The sequence below is a fragment of the Bradyrhizobium sp. B117 genome (genome assembly GCF_038969555.1).
Lineage (GTDB): Bacteria > Pseudomonadota > Alphaproteobacteria > Rhizobiales > Xanthobacteraceae > Bradyrhizobium.
In genome coordinates, this window is sequence record NZ_CP152414.1 from 9,235,954 (window position 1) to 9,252,317 (window position 16,364).

A 16,364-nucleotide genomic window follows, 5' to 3' on the forward strand; every position below is an offset into this window, starting at 1 on the left:
CGGTTGAATTTCCCGCCGCCCTGTTCCATGAAGCTATTTAACCGATCAGTCCATCCCAAGGGAGAAACGAGAATGAAGCTTGTTCGTTATGGCGAAAAGGGTGCGGAAAAGCCCGGCCTGATCGACAAATCCGGCCAGTTGCGCGACCTGTCGGCGCATCTGAAGGACCTCACGGGCGACGCCTATTCGCCGGAGAGCCTGAAGAAACTGGCAGGCCTCGACCCCGCCTCGCTGCCCGCCGTTTCCGGCAAGCCGCGCTTCGGCTCGCCCGTCACCGGCATCTCGAAATTCGTCGCCATCGGCCTCAACTACAGCGACCACGCCAAGGAAACCGGCGCTGCGATCCCGACCGAGCCGATCATCTTCATGAAGGCCAACACCTCGCTGTCCGGCCCGAACGACGCGGTCGAAAAGCCGCGCGGTTCGACCAAGCTCGACTGGGAGGTCGAGATCGCCGCCATCATCGGCACTCGCGCCAAATACGTCTCGGAAGCCGATGCGCTGAACTACGTCGCCGGCTATTGCGTCTGCAACGACGTCTCCGAGCGCAACTTCCAGACCGAGCGCCTGGGACAGTGGACCAAGGGCAAGTCGCACGACACGTTCGGCCCGCTCGGGCCGTGGCTCGCCACCAAGGACGAGATCAAGGACGTGCAGAACCTGTCGATGTGGCTCGACGTCAACGGCCAGCGCCGCCAGACCGGCTCGACCGCGACCATGATCTTCTCGATGGCCAAGTGCGTGTCCTATGTCTCGCAGTTCATGACGCTGCTGCCGGGCGACATCATCACCACGGGCACCCCGCCCGGCGTCGGCCTCGGCATGAAGCCGCCGACCTTCCTCAATGTCGGCGACGTCGTCACGCTCGGCATCGAAGGCCTCGGCGAGCAACGCCAGGAGATCATCGCGGCGTAAGGTCGCGATCCACACCGTCGCCACACCGTCATTGCGAGCAAAGCGAAGCAATCCAGAGATCGTCCTTCAGAGACAGCCTGGATTGCTTCGTCGCTTCGCTCCTCGCGATGACAAGCCAAACCGGTTCATTTGACGGATATCTGAAATGAAACTCTCCTTCTCCGCCGCCTCGCCCTTCGCCCGCAAGGTGCGCATCGCCGCGATCGAGCTTGGCCTGATCGACAAGATCGAGCTGATGCCCGCAACCGTGGCGCCGGGCACGGCCAATGAGGACTATTCGCGCATCACGCCGTTGAAGAAGCTGCCGGTGCTGATCACCAATGACGGCGACGTCATCCTGGATTCCTACGTCATCGTCGAATATCTCAACGAGATGGCCGGCGGCAGCCTGATCCCGGATTACGGCCCGCGGCGCTGGAAGGCCAAGACCAATCACTCGCTGATCAACGGCATGCTCGATTCCATGCTGCTGTGCCGCTACGAGAAGATGGTGCGGCCGCAGGGCCTGCAATGGCAGGCCTGGTCGGATGACCACTGGAACCGGGCCTGGACCGGCATGGCGCGCTTCGAGAACATGCCCGAGGTTTTGAACGGCCCGTTCGACATCTCGCAGATCGGCCTCGTCTGCGTGCTTGGCTATGCCGATTTCCGCTTCGCCGATTGCGGCTGGCGCAAGGCCTATCCGAAACTCGACGCTTTCCACCAGAAGATGCTGGAGCGGCCCTCCGTGAAGATCTCGGTGCCGCCGGCGGCATAGCGGGATAGACGGGAGAATGACGATGCGCGATCATCTCTCCCGTCTCACAAGTCTCGGTGCGAGCCTCGTGCTCGCGCTGTCAGTCTCAGCCACCCATCTGCGGGCCGAGAGCATGTCGCCTGGACAAACCCATCAGGCCTGCGGATCGCCATTATCGATCGACGATGGCTGGGAGATTGCATCGCTTGACAGCGTCGGCATGGACGGCGCTCAGCTTTGTGCCATCGCCGCACGGCTCGAGCAGCGAGCAACCGCCGTCCATTCGGTCGTCGTCGTCAGGCACGGCAAGCTCGTCTTCGAGCAGTATTTTCCCGGCTACGACGAGCCTTGGGGACAGTCCCACAGCCAGTACGAATTCACTGCAACGACGAAGCACGATATGCGTTCGGCATCCAAGAGCGTGACTTCGCTGCTGGTTGGAATCGCGATCGACCGCAAGCTCATCGCAGGCGTCGACGAGCCCGTTCTGAAATTCTTCCCCGACTCCGCAGCGGTAAAGCAGGCGGGATGGGACGCCATCACGCTGCGCCATCTGCTGACGATGTCATCCGGCATCAAATGGGACGAGGCGCGGGCCTGGACCGATCCGAAAAACGACGAACCGCATCTCACCTTCGAAGCCGATCCGATCGGCTATGTGCTCGCAAAACCAGTCGCTGAGCCGCCGGATGCGCTATGGACCTATAATGGCGGCGGGACTGAACTGCTCGGCAACATCCTCGAACGCGTCTCGGGCAAGCCGTTGGAGGCATTTGCTCGCGAGATGCTGTTCCAGCCGCTCGGGATCAGCGATTTCGAGTGGAAGGCCTATAAGAACGGCAAGATCGCGGCGGCCGCGGGCCTGCGCTTGCGACCGCGCGATGCCGCGAAGATCGGCCAGCTCGTGCTCAATCATGGCCGGTGGAACGGCCAGCAAATCGTCTCGGCCGACTGGATCGCACAATCGATCACGCCGCGCTTCCAGGCGGTCGGCTATTTCGGCGGCACGCTGTTCTACGGCTATCAATGGTGGATGGGCCGCTCGCTTGCCAATGGCAAGGAAATCAAATGGGTTGGAGCTTTTGGCTGGGGCGGGCAACGCATTTTCATCGTGCCCGAGCTTGATCTCGTCATGATGACTTCAGCCGCGCAATACGGCCAGCCGAAGGAAGGCTTGGCCGCGATCGACATCCTCACCAATATCGTCATTCCATCCGCGCACTGATCACGAGGGAAACGAGCATGAGCCTCAAATATGCGGTCGGCGATCTCACCATTCATCGCATCATCGAGCAGGAGTCTCCGTTCTTTCCGGCGCTGGAGTTCATCCCCGGGCTGACGGCGGAGATACTCGCCGAGAACCGGGCGTGGATGCGGCAGGCCAAGGCGCTGGACGATGCGGACACCCTGATCCTGTGCTTCCAGTCCTACGTGGTGAAGACGCCGCACCACACCATCCTGATCGACAGCTGCATCGGCAACGACAAGTCGCGGCCGCAGCGGCCGAAATGGCACATGAAGACCGACGACACCTATATGCGCGGCCTCAGCGCCGCCGGCATCGCGGTCGAGGACATCGACTTCGTGATGTGCACGCATCTGCATGTCGATCACGTCGGCTGGAACACGCGGATGGAGAACGGCCGCTGGGTGCCTACCTTCCCCAAAGCGCGCTACGTCTTCGCCAAACAGGAGTTCGATTACTGGACCGAGCAGAACGCGAAGGCCGAGGTGCCGCCCTTCGCCGACAGCGTGCTGCCGGTGGTCGAGGCGGGCCGCCACGAGCTCGTCGGCAGCGACCATCAGATCGGCGATCATGTCCGCATCGTGCCGACGCCCGGCCACACACCGGGCCATGTCGCATTCGCGATGGGGCGCGGCAAGGACGATGCGGTTTTCACCGGTGACCTCATCCACTCGCCGCTGCAGACGCTCTATCCGGAGCTGTCGATGAAGTTCGACGTCGATCAGGCCAAGGCGGCAACGACGCGCCGCAGCGTCCTGGAGCGCTATTGCGACACCGACACGCTGTGCTGCACCGCGCATTTCCCCTCGCCGTCGGTGGGGAAGATCAAGCGCAAGGGCAGCGCGTTCGTCTGCGCGGCGGTTTAACGCGCCGCGATCGCCTTTCGCTGATCGTCATGCCCGGGCTTGTCCCGGGCATCCACGCTCTTACAATCGACCGCAACAAGAACGTGGATGGCCGGGACAAGCCCGGCCATGACGAGGAAACACCATGCCTGATCTCCCCGACATCGCTCTCCCCGCCGGAATCCGCTCGCGCTACGTCGATGGCATCAACGGCCTGCGGATGCATGTGCTGGAAGCCGGGTTCGAGACCAAGGGGCGGCCCTGCATCCTCTTGCTGCACGGCTTTCCGGAGCTTGCCTTCTCCTGGCGCAAGGTGATGTCGGCACTCGCGGCCAACGGCTATCACGTGCTCGCGCCGGATCAGCGCGGCTACGGGCGCACGACCGGGTGGACCGCGGATTACGACGGCGATCTCACCCCGTTCTCGCTGCTCAACCTCGTGCGCGATGTGCTCGCCCTGGTGTCGGCGTTCGGCTACAGGCAGGTCGATCTCGCCGGACATGATTTCGGCAGCCCGGTCGCGGCGTGGTGCGCGCTGATCCGGCCCGACGTGTTTCGATCGGTGACGCTGATGAGCGCGCCGTTCGGCGGCGCGCCGACATTGCCGTTCGATACGGTCGATGGTCCGGGAAAGCCTGCCGTGGAAGATCCCGTGCATCGCGAGCTCGCCGCATTGCCCCGCCCGCGCAAGCATTATCAATGGTACTATTCGACACGGCCCGCGAACGACGACATGCTGCACGCGCCGCAAGGTGTGCACGATTTCCTGCGCGCCTACTATCATCACAAGAGCGCGGACTGGACCGACAACAAGCCCTACCCGCTGCAATCGTGGTCGGCGAATGAACTGGCGAAACTGCCGACCTACTATGTGATGGACCTGAACGAGACCATGGCCGAGACGGTCGCGAAAGAGATGCCCTCGCCGGCCGTGATCGCCGCCAATCGATGGCTGCCGGACAGCGACCTTGCTTATTACAGCGCCGAGTACGGCCGCACCGGATTCCAGGGCGGGCTGCAATGGTACCGCTATGGCACGTCGGGCATACTCAACAAGGAGATGCAGCTGTTCTCCGGCCGCAGCATCGACGTGCCCTCGTGCTTCATCTCCGGCAAGCAGGACTGGGGCACCTATCAGCGCCCCGGCGTGTTCGAGGCGATGCAGGGTCGCGGCTGCACCAGGATGCTCGGCTGCCATCTCATCGACGGCGCCGGCCATTGGGTGCAGCAGGAGCAGCCGACCGAGGTCAGCCGGTTGCTGCTCGACTTCCTCGCAAAGGCCCGCACGGCCTGATTTGACCGGCGAACCGCGGCGCCCTATATAGTTTAGAATTATTCTAAACTAGTGAAATGGGCCCCCGTGAAGAATTTTTCCGACCTGACCGAGCGCGAGGTACTTGCGGTCGCGATCTCCTCCGAGGAGGAGGATAGCCGCATCTACATGACCTTCGCCGAGGATTTGCGCGAGCGTTATCCGGACACGGCAAAAATCTTCGAGGAGATGGCCGAGGAGGAGCGCGGTCACCGGCACCGGCTGCTCAAGCTCTACGAGGAGCGGTTCGGCCCGCATCTGCCGCCGATCCGCCGGGAAGACGTCAAAGGATTCCTGCGCCGCCGCCCGATCTGGCTGACTAAAAACCTGCCGCTCGACACGATCCGCAAGGAGGTCGAGACCATGGAGCTCGAGGCCGAGCGCTTCTACGCGCGCGCCGCCGAGCAGGCCGAGGATGTGGGCGTGCGCCGCCTGCTCGGCGATCTCGCCGAGGAGGAGAAGCACCACGAGAACCGCGCGGTGGCGCTGACCGACGAGATCCTGAAGCCCGACGTGCGCGCCGAGGAAGACCGCACCCGGCGGCGGATGTTCGTGCTGCAATATGTGCAGCCCGGCCTCGCCGGCCTGATGGACGGCTCGGTCTCGACCCTGGCGCCGCTGTTTGCGGCCGCCTTCGCCACGCACCAGAACTGGCAGACTTTCCTGGTCGGCCTTGCCGCCTCGATCGGCGCCGGCATCAGCATGGGCTTTGCCGAGGCGCTGTCGGACGACGGCTCGCTGACGGGGCGTGGCTCGCCCTGGCTGCGCGGCGTCACCTGCGGCGCGATGACGACGCTCGGCGGGCTCGGCCACACCGCGCCCTATCTCGTACCCGACAGCTGGCCCAATGCATTCTGGATCGCGACCGCGATCGCCTGCGTCGTCGTGTTCTTCGAGCTATGGGCGATCGCCTTCATCCGCTCGCGCTACATGGACACGCCGTTCCTCCAGGCCGTATTCCAGATCGTGCTCGGCGGCGCCATCGTGCTCGCGGTGGGGATCCTGATCGGGGCGGCGTAGGTCGCCAGCCTCACACTCGCTGTCATCGCCCGCGAAGGCGGGCGATCCAGTACGCCGCGGCGGATATGGTGAAAGCGAGATCTTAAACGCGGGTCTCTGGAATACTGGATCGCCCGGTCGAGCCGGGCGATGACAGCTGCTGACATATCAATCGCCATCAAACGGCGGTTGCAGCCTTCCGCCAAACTGCGCATCATCCCGTCAGTGAAATGCAGGAGCATGCCGTGGCCAAATCGGAATGGAGCTACAAGAGTGCGGTCGAGCTGTCGGCCGCGTTGACCGCAAAGAAGGTCTCAGCGGTCGAGCTCACGCAGGATGCGATCGATCGCATCGAACGGCATGACGGCAAGATCAATGCGATCTGCGTGCGAGATTTCGACCGTGCGCTGAGCGCCGCGCGCGAGGCAGACGCCGCATTGGCCCGCGGCGAGCGCAAGCCGTTGCTGGGCCTACCCATGACGGTGAAGGAATCCTACAATATCGCCGGCCTGCCGACGACCTGGGGCATTCCCGCGCACGAGGATTTCATCGCCAAGGAAGACGCGCTGCCGGTCACGCGCGTAAAGGACGCCGGCACCATCGTCCTCGGCAAGACCAACGTGCCGGTCGTGCTCAGCGACTGGCAGAGCTACAACGACATCTACGGCACCACCAACAACCCCTACGATCTCGGCCGCACACCCGGCGGCTCCTCCGGCGGTTCGTCGGCCGCGCTCGCCGCGGGCTATGGCCCGCTGTCGATCGGCTCCGACATCGGCGGCTCGCTGCGCGTGCCGGCGTTCCATTGCGGCATCTATGCGCACAAACCGACCTTCAACCTTCTTGCAGTGCGCGGGCATGTCGCGCCGCCGGCGCCGCCACTGCCGTTCGAGCGCGATCTCTCGGTGATTGGCCCGATGGCACGCAGTGCCGCCGATCTGTCACTTGTGCTCGACGTCATGGCCGGCCCCGACCCGATCGAAGCCGGCATCGCCTACAAGCTCGATCTTCCCGCAGCGCGCCACGCCGCATTCAGGGATTTTCGCGTGCTGGTGATCGACAGCGATCCGGTGCTGCCGACCGACACGGCGGTGCGCGGCATGATCAACACGCTTGCCGACAAGCTCGCCAAGGCGGGTGTGAAGGTCGAGCGCAGCAGTCCGCTGCTGCCGGACTTCGCGGCGTCATCGCGACTCTATATGCGGATGCTGATGTCGTTCCTTGCCGCGAGTTTTGCGCCCGATGTCTATGCCGGCGCCAAGGCGGCCGCGGCGGCGCTGCCCGAGGGCGACAACAGCCTCGCCGCCGAACGGCTGCGCGGCATCGCGCTCAGCCATCGCGACTGGGTGGCGGCAAATGCCGGCCGCACCCGGCTGCGCGCGCAATGGCGCGAGCTTTTCAAGACCTTCGACGCGGTGATCTGCCCGGTGATGCCGACGGCCGCCTATCCGCACGACCATTCGCCGGACCAGGAACAGCGCCGGATCAAGATCGACGGCAAGGAGCACGTCTATACCGACCAGCTCGCCTGGCCCGGCATCGCGACGCTGCCCGGCCTGCCCTCGACCGCAATCCCCACGGGCTTTGCGCCGGATGGGCTGCCGATCGGCGTCCAGATCGTCGGCCCGTGGCTGGAGGATCGCACGCCCCTGAAGCTGGCCGAGCTGATCGAGCGCGAGTTCGGCGGGTTCGTGCCGCCGAAGATGTTTGATGATTGATGCCTCCTCGTCATTGCGAGCGCAGCGAAGCAATCAAGAGTCTTTCGACGGCAACAGCCTGGATTGCTTCGTCGCTTCGCTCCTCGCAATGGCGGAGTAAAACAATATCGAGATTCCGGGTTCGCGCTTCGCGCGCCCCGGAATGACGGGGAGAGAAATGCAATGAGCCAGGACCTCGAGCAGCTCACAGCGCTCAACCGCGACTACGTCGCCTCCGTGCAAAACTGCGACGTCGAACGTTTCGACGAGATCCTGGCGCCGGAATTCTACTGCTCCAATCCCGACAAGACGCTGGTCGACCGCGCCGCCTTCCTGGAGCAGACCGCGCGGCCGATCGCGATCCGCAATCTGCACGCGTACGACGTCGTCATCCGCATCATGGGCGACTTCGCCATCATCCACGCGGCGACGAGCTACACCACCGCGGACGGCCAGCAGGCGACCGGGCGATACACCGATTGCTGGGCAAAGCAGAACGGCAAGTGGCTGGCGCTGTCCGCGCACGTGTCGCGGTGAGCGAGGACATATCGGCCGCGCACTCTCCACTGTCATGCCCCGGCTTGACCGGGCATCCAGTACTCCGTGGCGGTAGTTCATTCACACCACTGGCGCCGCGGAGTACTGGATCGCCCGGTCGAGCCGGGCGATGACACCTGTGTTGCGGCTCAGCTATCAAACACAATCACGCTGCGCAGCGTTTTGCCGGCTTTCATGTTGGCAAAGCCCTCGTTGATCTCGGAGAGCTTCAGCTTGGCCGAGATCCAGTCCTCCAGGTGCAGCCGGCCGCGCAGGTAGAAATCGACCAGGCGCGGCATGTCGACGCGAAAATGGTTGGAGCCCATCGAGGAGCCCTGGATCCTGCGCTCGCGCAAGAAGTCGAAACCATGCAGCTCGATCTTCTGGCCGAACGGGATCATGCCGACGATGGTGGCGGTGCCGCCCGCGGCGAGCATGGCGAAGGCCTGCTCGGCGGTTTCCTTGCGGCCGAGCACCTCGAAGGCGTGCTGCACGCCGCCATTGGTGAGGTCGCGCACCTGTTTCACGACGTCGCCGTCGGCGGGATTGATGATGTCGGTCGCGCCCAGCTTGGTCGCGAGCTGGAGCTTTGCCGGATTGGTATCGATGGCGATGATGCGACCGGCACCGGCGATCTGTGCGCCGTTGATCGCGGCCATGCCGACGCCGCCGCAGCCGATCACGGCCACGGTCTCGCCGGCCGTCACCTTCGCCGTGTTCACCACCGCGCCGTAGCCGGTGATGACGCCGCAGCCGATCAGCGCGGCGAGGTCGAGCGGCATCTCTTTCCTGATTTTGACGATCGCGTTCTCGTGCACCAGCATCTGCTCGGCAAAGGACGAGAGGTTGAGAAACTGGTTCAGCTTCTCGGCCCTGTTCCACTGCATCCGGTTCGACGCGCCCGGCAGCATCTTCACCGTGGTGTCGGTGCAGAGCACGGTGCGGCCCGTGGTGCAATTGTCGCAGGTGCCGCAGAACACGGACAGGCACGTGACGACGTGGTCGCCCGGCTTCACATAGGTGACGTCGGAGCCGACCTGATCGACGATGCCGGCGGATTCGTGACCGAGCACCGCGGGCAGCGGATGCGGATAGAGGCCTTCCATGAAGTGCAGGTCGGAATGGCAGAGGCCGGCGACCGCGGTGCGGATCAGCACCTCGCGCGGGCCGGGCTTCGGCAGGCTGACATCCTCGATGACCAGGGGCGTGTTGACTTCATAGAGGACGGCGGCCTTCATCGGTGTTTCCTCGTTGTTGTGATTCTCGTTGAGCGGTCGTTTCCACCTCTCCCATAGGGAGAGGTCGGAAGCGCATCGACAGATGCGATTCCGGGTGAGGGGTTCAGGTCTCTCGTTGGAGCGCAACCCCTCACCCGGATCGCACTGGACGATGCTTCGCATCGCCAGGAGCGATCCGACCTCTCCCTTCGGGAGAGGTGAGAAGAGAGTCTACGCTGCCAGAACCAGTTCGCCAACCTCGCTCATGCCGGCATCGCGATCACCCAGCAGCAGTGCTGCGATCTTCGCCTGCACGGCATTTTCCGTCAGCCGGAACGGATCGCTCGGCGTCACGCGATGGTCGATGACGAGGCGCGACAGCAGCAGCCGGCGCGCATCGCCGCGCATTGCGTGGATGCGATGCGCTTCCCAGGCGAGCGCGACGGCGCTGGCGACATGATAGAGCAGGCTGGTGGCGCGGCGCGCGTCGGCCTCATTCTCGGGTTTGCCCGCGACCTCGCGCGCGAAGCCGACGGCACGACCGGTGAGCCCGCGCAAATTGTCGCGCCAGGCCTGCGGCACGGAGGCACTGTCATCGAGCCGCGCGTGCAGGTCGGCGGCGAGTGCGGATTCGGCGCCGTGACGGCCGACGGCGCGACGGAGCGCATCAATGGCGACGATATTGCCGGTGCCTTCCCAGACCGAGCCGAGATGGGCATCGCGCAGCAGGCGCGGCGTGGCGAATTCCTCGATATAGCCGATGCCGCCGCGCATCTCGAGCGCATCGCCGCAGACCTTTCGCGCATCGCGCGTCGCGCGGAACTTCAGTGTCGGCGTCAGGATGCGCAGCAGCGCCGCCGCATCCTGGCTGCCGGCCTCGGCACGATCCAGCGCGTCAGCGGTGAGAAAGCTCATCGACAGCGCTTGCTCGACCGGCAGCATGATCTTCAGCATCTGGCGGCGGCCGAGCGGCAGGTCGATGATGCGGCTGCCGAACACGACGCGGTTCTTCGCCACTGTCATCGCATCGTGATAGGCGCGGCGCATCAGCGCGGTGGACTTGACGCCGTTGGAGAGCCGCGACGAGTTCACCATCTCGGCCATCTGCACGAAGCCGCGGTCGAGCTTGCCGACTGCGTACGCGATCGCGCCTTCCAGCTTGATCTCCCCTGAGGCCATCGAGCGGGTGCCGAGCTTGTCCTTCAGACGCACGATCCGGTAGTGGTTCTGCGCGCCGTCGTCGAGGAAGCGCGGCATCAGGAACAGGCCGACGCCGCGCGTGCCGGGGCCAGCGCCCTCAGGGCGCGCGAGCAGCATCACCACCTTGGCGTCGGCATTCGAGCAGAACCATTTCTCGCCATAGAGCCGCCAATGGTCACCCTCCTGCACGGCGCGCGTCGTCAGCGTGCCGACATCGGAGCCGCCCTCCTTCTCGGTCATGAACTGGCCGCCTTGCGTCAGCTTGCTCATGTCGGTCGAGGTCAGGCCGTCCAGATATTTCGCTTTCAGCGCCTCGTCCCCGAAAGTTGCGAGCAGCTTGGCGCAGCCGTCGGTGACGTTGATCGGGCAGCCCATGCCGAATTCGGTCTGGTTGAACAGGAAGGTGAAGGCGTGTTTTGCAACGACCGGATATTTGTCCGGCCAGCCCATGATGCCCTTGCGGATCGAGAGCGCGTGGATGCCGAACTCGCCGAACGCGGCGTTCTCCAGCTCGCGATAGGCCGGGTGATATTCGATCGACTGCACGTCGCGGCCGAACTTGTCGCGCTGGTGCAGCACCGGCGTGTGCCGGTCGGCCAGCCGTGCGCATTCGTCGAGGTGGCCACCGGCGAGCTCGCCGAGACGATCGAGATGCGGCTCGATGTGGCGGAACAGATTGTCCGGCAGATGGATGCGCAAGAGATCCATCAACGCGGGATCGGCGCGGTAGAAATTCATGCCCGTGGTATCGGGCGCCAGCAGGCCCGATGGCTCGGCCGCGACATGTTTCGGCTGCGCTGTGACCGGCTTGTGCATGATCGTCCTCTTCGTTTCCGCCCGGCGGCAATTCTTATCGCTTGCCGCTTTGGATGATGTCGATCATGCTCCCATCGCAAAGGCGGATAAAGCCGCAAATTGTCGGGGAGGCATGATCGCCGCGAAGGAGCAATTCGCTCTGCGGAATTGTGATCGACCCGTCTGGTCGTCCGCGCAGGCCATGCATAGATCAGCGGCGTCTCGTCCCCGAGAGATCACGCCAGAGATCACATCATGGAACACCCGAAATACAAGATCGCCCTCATCGTCGGTGCCGGCGAAGGCCTAAGCGCCTCGCTGGCGCGGCTGCTGTCTAAGCAAGGCATCCGCGTCGCGCTGGCCGCGCGCAAGGTCGAGAAGCTGGGCGCGCTCTGCACCGAGACCGGCGCGAAAGCCTATGCCTGCAACGCGACCGAACCTGACGAGGTCGAGCGTCTGTTTGGCCTCGTCGAACGCGAGATCGGCACGCCCGACCTCGTCGTCTACAATGCCTCTGGCCGCTCGCGCGGCCCATTCGTCGACCTCGTTCCGGCCGAGGTCGCGAACGCGATCGCGGTCAGCGCCTATGGCGGTTTCCTGGTGGCGCAGCAGGCGGCAAAACGGATGCTGCCGAACAAGCACGGCGCGATCCTGTTCACCGGCGCGTCCGCCAGCGTCAAAGGCTATGCGCAATCGGCATCCTTCGCGATGGGCAAGTTCGCGCTGCGCGGTCTCGCGCAGAGCCTGGCGCGCGAATTGTCGCCGCAAGGCATCCACATCGCGCATTTCGTCATCGACGGCGGCATCCGCAGCACGGCGTACACCGAACCGGCCGACAAACCGGATTCGATGCTCGATCCCGATGCGATCGCGGAAAGCTATTGGAACGTGCTGCAGCAGCCGCGCAGCGCCTGGAGCTGGGAGATCGAGCTGCGGCCCTGGGTGGAGAAGTTTTGAAGAAGCTGCCGTAGGGTGGGCAAAGGCGCAACGCGCCGTGCCCACGATCTCGAACTTAAGAACCAATGGTGGGCACGCTCCGCTTTGCCCACCCTACGAGAGCAGGGAGGAACAATGAGCAGCGAAACCACCATCGACACCGGCACCAACGAACTCCTCTGCACCATCCGCGACCGCGTCGCCGTGATCACGCTGAACCGGCCGGAGGCGCGCAATTCGCTGTCGGACACGCTGACGCCGGCACTGCGGACGATGATCCGCACCTGCGGCGAAAGCCCTGATGTCGGCGCGCTGCTGCTCACCGGGGCGGACGAGGCGTTCTGCGCCGGCGGTAACGTCAAGGGCATGGGCGCGCATCGCGATCCGAAGAAGCTCGAAATGTCGTTCGACGACAAGGTCGCCGATCTCCAGGAGCGGCAGCGGCTGCTCACCGGCGCGCTGGTGTCGGTGCGCAAGCCGACCATCGCCGCCCTGCCCGGCCCCGCGGTTGGCGCGGGGCTCGCCATCGCGATGGCTTGCGACATCCGCATCGCCGCGCAATCGGCGTTTGTCACCACCGGCTATGCCCGGGTCGCGCTGTCCGGTGACTACGGCATCGCCTGGCTGCTGACACGGCTGGTCGGTACCTCGCGTGCGCGCGAATTGATGTTCACCGGCGACCGCGTCGATGCCGCGCGGGCCGAGGCGATCGGCCTCGTCAACCGCGTCGTGCCCGACGACCAGCTGCAGGCCGAGGCCTTCGCGCTGGCAAAGTCGCTCGCCGAAGGCCCGCGCCTCGCGCTGCGCTACATGAAGGACAATCTCGACGAGGCCCTGCTGTTCGACTTCGAGACCGCCAGGGATCATGAGGCCGAACGGCTGATCCGCCTCACCACGACCGCCGATCACAAGGAGGCGGTGCAGGCGTTCATCGAGAAGCGCAAGGCGGTGTTCACGGGAAAGTAGCGCGTTATCCGTAGCCCGGATGAAGCGCAGCGTAATCCGGGACGGTCCGCGATGGCGGCACGAATCCCGGATTGCGCTTCGCTCCATCCGGGCTACCCCGCAGGCGCCCGCGCGAAATCCACGAACGCGCGCAGCGCGGCCGGCAATTGGCGGCGGCTGGGGTAGTACAGGAAGAAGCCCGGATAGGCCGGGCACCAGTCGGCGAGCACGCGCACCAGCTTGCGTTTCGCCAGCAACGCTTCGACCTGCTGCTCGAAGACGTAAGCGAGGCCGACGCCGTCGAGCGCGGCATCGACCATCAGGTCCTGGTCGTTCATCGTCAGCGGGCCGGTGACGTCGATGGCGAGCTCGATGCCGCCGCGCTCGAACTCCCAGTGATAGAGCGCGCCTGACGTGAAGCGGTAGCGGATGCAGGGCAGGTTTTTCAGGTCGTGCGGCGTGCTTGGCGCCTTGTGCGATTTGAAGAAGGCGGGCGAGCCGACCACGGCGAAGCGGTGCCGCGGGCCGATCGGCGCCGCGATCATGTCGGCGGCGATCGTCTCGCCGAAGCGCACGCCGGCATCGAAGCCGGCCGCGACCATGTCGATCAGGGCATCGTTGATGACGAGCTCGACGCTGACGTCAGGGAACTCCTTCAGGAAGCGCGTCACGATCGGCAGCAGCACGAGCTGCGCCGACTGGCGCGCAGCGGTGAAGCGCAGCGTCCCGGCGGGCTTGCCGCGGAAATTGTTGAGGTCCTCCAGCGCGTCGTCGATGTCGCGGAAGGCCGGCGTGATGCGGGCGAACAGACGCTCGCCGGCCTCGGTCAGCGCGACGCTGCGGGTGGTGCGGTTGACCAGCCCCAGGCCGAGCCGCCCCTCGATATTGCGCAAGCCGTGCGACAGCGCCGATGGCGTGACGCCGAGCTCGGTCGCCGCCGCGCGAAAACTGCGGTGGCGGGCAATGGCGAGGAAGGTCGCGAGGTCGGACGGGTCGATCCGCATTGATGAATTTCACTCAACAACTCGCAAAATATATAGCGGATTATCTCAGCTATGGCGAGCCGCTACACCTTGCCCATCGGCTTCGGCAATCGCCGGGCCCAAATGGAAAGAGCAACACCATGCGTGTCTGGTTCATCACAGGAGCATCCCGCGGATTTGGCGCACTGATCGCCGAGGCAGCCTTGAAGGCCGGCGATGCCGTGGTCGCGACCGCGCGCGATCCGTCGACCGTCACCGCACGGCTCGGCAGCCACGAGCGGCTGCTCGCCACCCGGCTCGACGTCACCAGCGAGGCCGAAGCGCATGAGGCCGCCGGCCAGGCCGTGGAGAAGTTCGGCCGCATCGACATCCTCGTCAACAATGCCGGCTACGGCCTGCTCGGCGCGATCGAGGAGGCCAGCAACGCGGAAACGCAAAAGGTGTTCAGCACGAACGTGTTCGGCCTGCTCGGTGTCACCCGCGCGGTGCTGCCGCATATGCGCCGCCAGCGCGCGGGCCACGTCATCAACATCTCGTCGGTCGGCGGCTACGCCGGCTATCCCGGCTGGGGCGTTTATGGCGCGACCAAGTTCGCGGTCGAAGGCATCAGCGAAGCGCTGGCCGGCGAAGTCGCGCCGCTCGGCATCAAGGTCACCGTGGTCGAGCCCGGCTTTTTCCGCACCGACTTCCTCGACGAGACCTCGCTGTCGCGCACCGCGCAGGTGATCGACGATTATCATGAGAGCGTCGGCAAGACCCGCACGCACGCGGCCGACGTCAATGGCGGCCAGCGCGGCGACCCGCGCAAGCTGGCGCAGGCCTTCCTGAAGCTGGTCGATGCGAAGAATCCGCCGCTGCGGCTGCCGCTCGGCAGCGACACCGTGGAGCGGATCGAAGCCAAGAACACGTTCGTGGCGCGGGAGCTGGCAGGATGGCGATCGGTCGCGACCTCGACCGATTTCACCGACGACGCTGCAAAGTAAAGGCAAAAAAACGCCCGGCGCTGGCTTGGCCAGGCCGGGCTCGGAGTGGTGTCAGGCCGAGGCTGAGGGGTTATCGGCCTGACGGGAAAGAGCAGCGAGGCGCCAGCTCGCGCAGGGAATGTCCTTCGGCGCGACGTTGATCTCCTTGTCGAAGCGCACCAGCTTCCAGTCGTCGGGATGGTTGACGAAGGCAAAGCCGGATTTGCGCGCGAGCGCGATCATACTCTCGTTGGAGCGCAGCGTGTCGCCGAACATGTGCTCGGCGCCGAGCGCGGCGGCACGGCATTCGAGATTCTTCATCAGCGCAGTGGCGATGCCATGGCCCTGCCAGCGATCGTCGACCGACAGGCCGAACTCGAGCGTCGAGGTCTCGGCATGAAAGGCGTAGCGCGCCTCGGCGACGATGGTCTCGAAACCGTCGACCATCTTGGTCGCGACCACAGTGAATCGTTCGCGCGCTCCGACGTCGAGGAATTCGTTCAGCAGGCCCTTCGGCAATTCGCTGATCGCGCCGAAGAAGCGGTTGTAGCGCGAGCGGGTCGTGAGCGAGCGGAAATAGTGCTGGAGCTCCTCGGTGTCGCCCGGCTCGACGAAGCGTACATTGACCATCTCGCCGTTACGCGTGCGCAGCGTGTCCGAATATTGGTTCAGGTCTTCCAGGCGAAGGGTGCTCATGACAGACGCCCCCAAAGGGACCAGAGGAAGAAGGGACCGCCGGCGCCCCCACAGTCAGGCGGCGCCGGCCTGGCGGCCTCTCAGGCCCGCCAGAAGGGTTTGTCAGCCTCGTAGGCAATGTCGGACCACGACAGCCCGACATCGTGGAGGTCGCGGGCGGTCCAGTTGGTGAGCTCGCGCCGGGTCCGATAGCGCTCGTGCCAGACGTGAAGCGTCTCGCCGATCTGCTGGATCAGGCCGGGTGCATGATGATTTGTCATCGAATTGTCGGTCAGCGTAGACATTTTCAGCTCCTCGAGCTAACTTGACCGCTAATATCTGCCTCCCGACGCGCTGCGACAAA

The 16,364-nt window shown here is 64.8% G+C and carries 16 protein-coding genes; 11 read left to right on the top strand and 5 right to left on the bottom strand.

The window, feature by feature from the left end:
• The first annotated feature begins 72 nt into the window (after positions 1-72).
• The 8 genes from AAFG16_RS43925 (at position 73) to AAFG16_RS43960 (ending at position 8,287) form a co-directional block, all read left to right on the top strand.
• The gene (locus AAFG16_RS43925) at positions 73-915 is read left to right on the top strand and encodes a fumarylacetoacetate hydrolase family protein (RefSeq protein WP_342735277.1); all 843 of its coding nucleotides are present in this window, start codon (positions 73-75) and stop codon (positions 913-915) included.
• A 145-nt stretch (positions 916-1,060) separates the two neighbouring features.
• Complete coding sequence (locus AAFG16_RS43930) at positions 1,061-1,672, top strand: glutathione S-transferase family protein (protein WP_283082385.1); 612 nt, start codon at positions 1,061-1,063, stop codon at positions 1,670-1,672.
• 22 nt (positions 1,673-1,694) lie between these two features.
• On the top strand, positions 1,695-2,876 hold the full coding sequence (locus AAFG16_RS43935; protein ID WP_342735279.1) for a serine hydrolase: 1,182 nt from the start codon (positions 1,695-1,697) through the stop codon (positions 2,874-2,876).
• Between the two features lie 17 nt (positions 2,877-2,893).
• Positions 2,894-3,763: an MBL fold metallo-hydrolase gene (locus AAFG16_RS43940; RefSeq protein WP_342735281.1), complete on the top strand. Its 870-nt coding sequence runs from the start codon at positions 2,894-2,896 to the stop codon at positions 3,761-3,763.
• A 124-nt stretch (positions 3,764-3,887) separates the two neighbouring features.
• A complete protein-coding gene (locus tag AAFG16_RS43945; protein WP_342735283.1) occupies positions 3,888-5,036 on the top strand; it encodes an alpha/beta hydrolase in 1,149 nt (382 codons plus the stop codon).
• Positions 5,037-5,102: 66 nt separating this feature from the next.
• Positions 5,103-6,074 carry an iron exporter MbfA gene (gene mbfA / locus AAFG16_RS43950; RefSeq protein ID WP_283082389.1) on the top strand — a complete coding sequence of 324 codons (972 nt, stop codon included), beginning with the start codon at positions 5,103-5,105 and terminating at the stop codon, positions 6,072-6,074.
• A 224-nt stretch (positions 6,075-6,298) separates the two neighbouring features.
• A complete protein-coding gene (locus AAFG16_RS43955; protein ID WP_283082391.1) occupies positions 6,299-7,771 on the top strand; it encodes an amidase in 1,473 nt (490 codons plus the stop codon).
• A 162-nt stretch (positions 7,772-7,933) separates the two neighbouring features.
• A complete protein-coding gene (locus tag AAFG16_RS43960) occupies positions 7,934-8,287 on the top strand; it encodes a nuclear transport factor 2 family protein (protein WP_342735286.1) in 354 nt (117 codons plus the stop codon).
• A gap of 149 nt (positions 8,288-8,436) precedes the next feature.
• On the opposite strand, the gene AAFG16_RS43965 is transcribed toward AAFG16_RS43960, so the two are convergent.
• Both AAFG16_RS43965 and AAFG16_RS43970 read right to left on the bottom strand, forming a co-directional pair.
• Entirely contained in the window at positions 8,437-9,525 is a 1,089-nt protein-coding gene (locus AAFG16_RS43965) for a Zn-dependent alcohol dehydrogenase (protein ID WP_342735288.1), read from the bottom strand.
• A 210-nt stretch (positions 9,526-9,735) separates the two neighbouring features.
• Positions 9,736-11,520 carry an acyl-CoA dehydrogenase family protein gene (locus AAFG16_RS43970; protein ID WP_342735290.1) on the bottom strand — a complete coding sequence of 595 codons (1,785 nt, stop codon included), beginning with the start codon at positions 11,518-11,520 and terminating at the stop codon, positions 9,736-9,738.
• Between the two features lie 234 nt (positions 11,521-11,754).
• Between AAFG16_RS43970 and AAFG16_RS43975 the strand changes: the two genes are divergently transcribed.
• Both AAFG16_RS43975 and AAFG16_RS43980 read left to right on the top strand, forming a co-directional pair.
• Entirely contained in the window at positions 11,755-12,456 is a 702-nt protein-coding gene (locus AAFG16_RS43975) for an SDR family NAD(P)-dependent oxidoreductase (RefSeq protein ID WP_342735292.1), read from the top strand.
• 114 nt (positions 12,457-12,570) lie between these two features.
• On the top strand, positions 12,571-13,401 hold the full coding sequence (locus tag AAFG16_RS43980) for an enoyl-CoA hydratase (RefSeq protein WP_342735294.1): 831 nt from the start codon (positions 12,571-12,573) through the stop codon (positions 13,399-13,401).
• 92 nt (positions 13,402-13,493) lie between these two features.
• On the opposite strand, the gene AAFG16_RS43985 is transcribed toward AAFG16_RS43980, so the two are convergent.
• A complete protein-coding gene (locus AAFG16_RS43985) occupies positions 13,494-14,384 on the bottom strand; it encodes a LysR family transcriptional regulator (RefSeq protein WP_342735296.1) in 891 nt (296 codons plus the stop codon).
• A 119-nt stretch (positions 14,385-14,503) separates the two neighbouring features.
• On the opposite strand from AAFG16_RS43985, the gene AAFG16_RS43990 reads away from it, so the two are divergent.
• On the top strand, positions 14,504-15,346 hold the full coding sequence (locus tag AAFG16_RS43990) for an oxidoreductase (protein WP_342735298.1): 843 nt from the start codon (positions 14,504-14,506) through the stop codon (positions 15,344-15,346).
• Positions 15,347-15,397: 51 nt separating this feature from the next.
• Here the strand turns inward: AAFG16_RS43990 and AAFG16_RS43995 are convergent, their stop codons facing one another.
• A complete protein-coding gene (locus AAFG16_RS43995; RefSeq protein WP_342735300.1) occupies positions 15,398-16,021 on the bottom strand; it encodes a GNAT family N-acetyltransferase in 624 nt (207 codons plus the stop codon).
• A gap of 80 nt (positions 16,022-16,101) precedes the next feature.
• Positions 16,102-16,305: a DUF1127 domain-containing protein gene (locus AAFG16_RS44000; protein ID WP_124159348.1), complete on the bottom strand. Its 204-nt coding sequence runs from the start codon at positions 16,303-16,305 to the stop codon at positions 16,102-16,104.
• Positions 16,306-16,364: the final 59 nt, after the last annotated feature.

Bases quoted from the DNA above. Each gene is read 5' to 3' on its own strand.
- AAFG16_RS43925 (WP_342735277.1), top strand. From the start codon at position 73: ATGAAGCTTGTTCGTTATGGCGAAAAGGGTGCGGAAAAGCCCGGCCTG.
- AAFG16_RS43930 (WP_283082385.1), top strand. From the start codon at position 1,061: ATGAAACTCTCCTTCTCCGCCGCCTCGCCCTTCGCCCGCAAGGTGCGC.
- AAFG16_RS43935 (WP_342735279.1), top strand. From the start codon at position 1,695: ATGCGCGATCATCTCTCCCGTCTCACAAGTCTCGGTGCGAGCCTCGTG.
- AAFG16_RS43940 (WP_342735281.1), top strand. From the start codon at position 2,894: ATGAGCCTCAAATATGCGGTCGGCGATCTCACCATTCATCGCATCATC.
- AAFG16_RS43945 (WP_342735283.1), top strand. From the start codon at position 3,888: ATGCCTGATCTCCCCGACATCGCTCTCCCCGCCGGAATCCGCTCGCGC.
- AAFG16_RS43960 (WP_342735286.1), top strand. From the start codon at position 7,934: ATGAGCCAGGACCTCGAGCAGCTCACAGCGCTCAACCGCGACTACGTC.
- AAFG16_RS43965 (WP_342735288.1), bottom strand. From the start codon at position 9,525: ATGAAGGCCGCCGTCCTCTATGAAGTCAACACGCCCCTGGTCATCGAG.
- AAFG16_RS43970 (WP_342735290.1), bottom strand. From the start codon at position 11,520: ATGCACAAGCCGGTCACAGCGCAGCCGAAACATGTCGCGGCCGAGCCA.
- AAFG16_RS43975 (WP_342735292.1), top strand. From the start codon at position 11,755: ATGGAACACCCGAAATACAAGATCGCCCTCATCGTCGGTGCCGGCGAA.
- AAFG16_RS43980 (WP_342735294.1), top strand. From the start codon at position 12,571: ATGAGCAGCGAAACCACCATCGACACCGGCACCAACGAACTCCTCTGC.
- AAFG16_RS43985 (WP_342735296.1), bottom strand. From the start codon at position 14,384: ATGCGGATCGACCCGTCCGACCTCGCGACCTTCCTCGCCATTGCCCGC.
- AAFG16_RS43990 (WP_342735298.1), top strand. From the start codon at position 14,504: ATGCGTGTCTGGTTCATCACAGGAGCATCCCGCGGATTTGGCGCACTG.
- AAFG16_RS43995 (WP_342735300.1), bottom strand. From the start codon at position 16,021: ATGAGCACCCTTCGCCTGGAAGACCTGAACCAATATTCGGACACGCTG.
- AAFG16_RS44000 (WP_124159348.1), bottom strand. From the start codon at position 16,305: ATGTCTACGCTGACCGACAATTCGATGACAAATCATCATGCACCCGGC.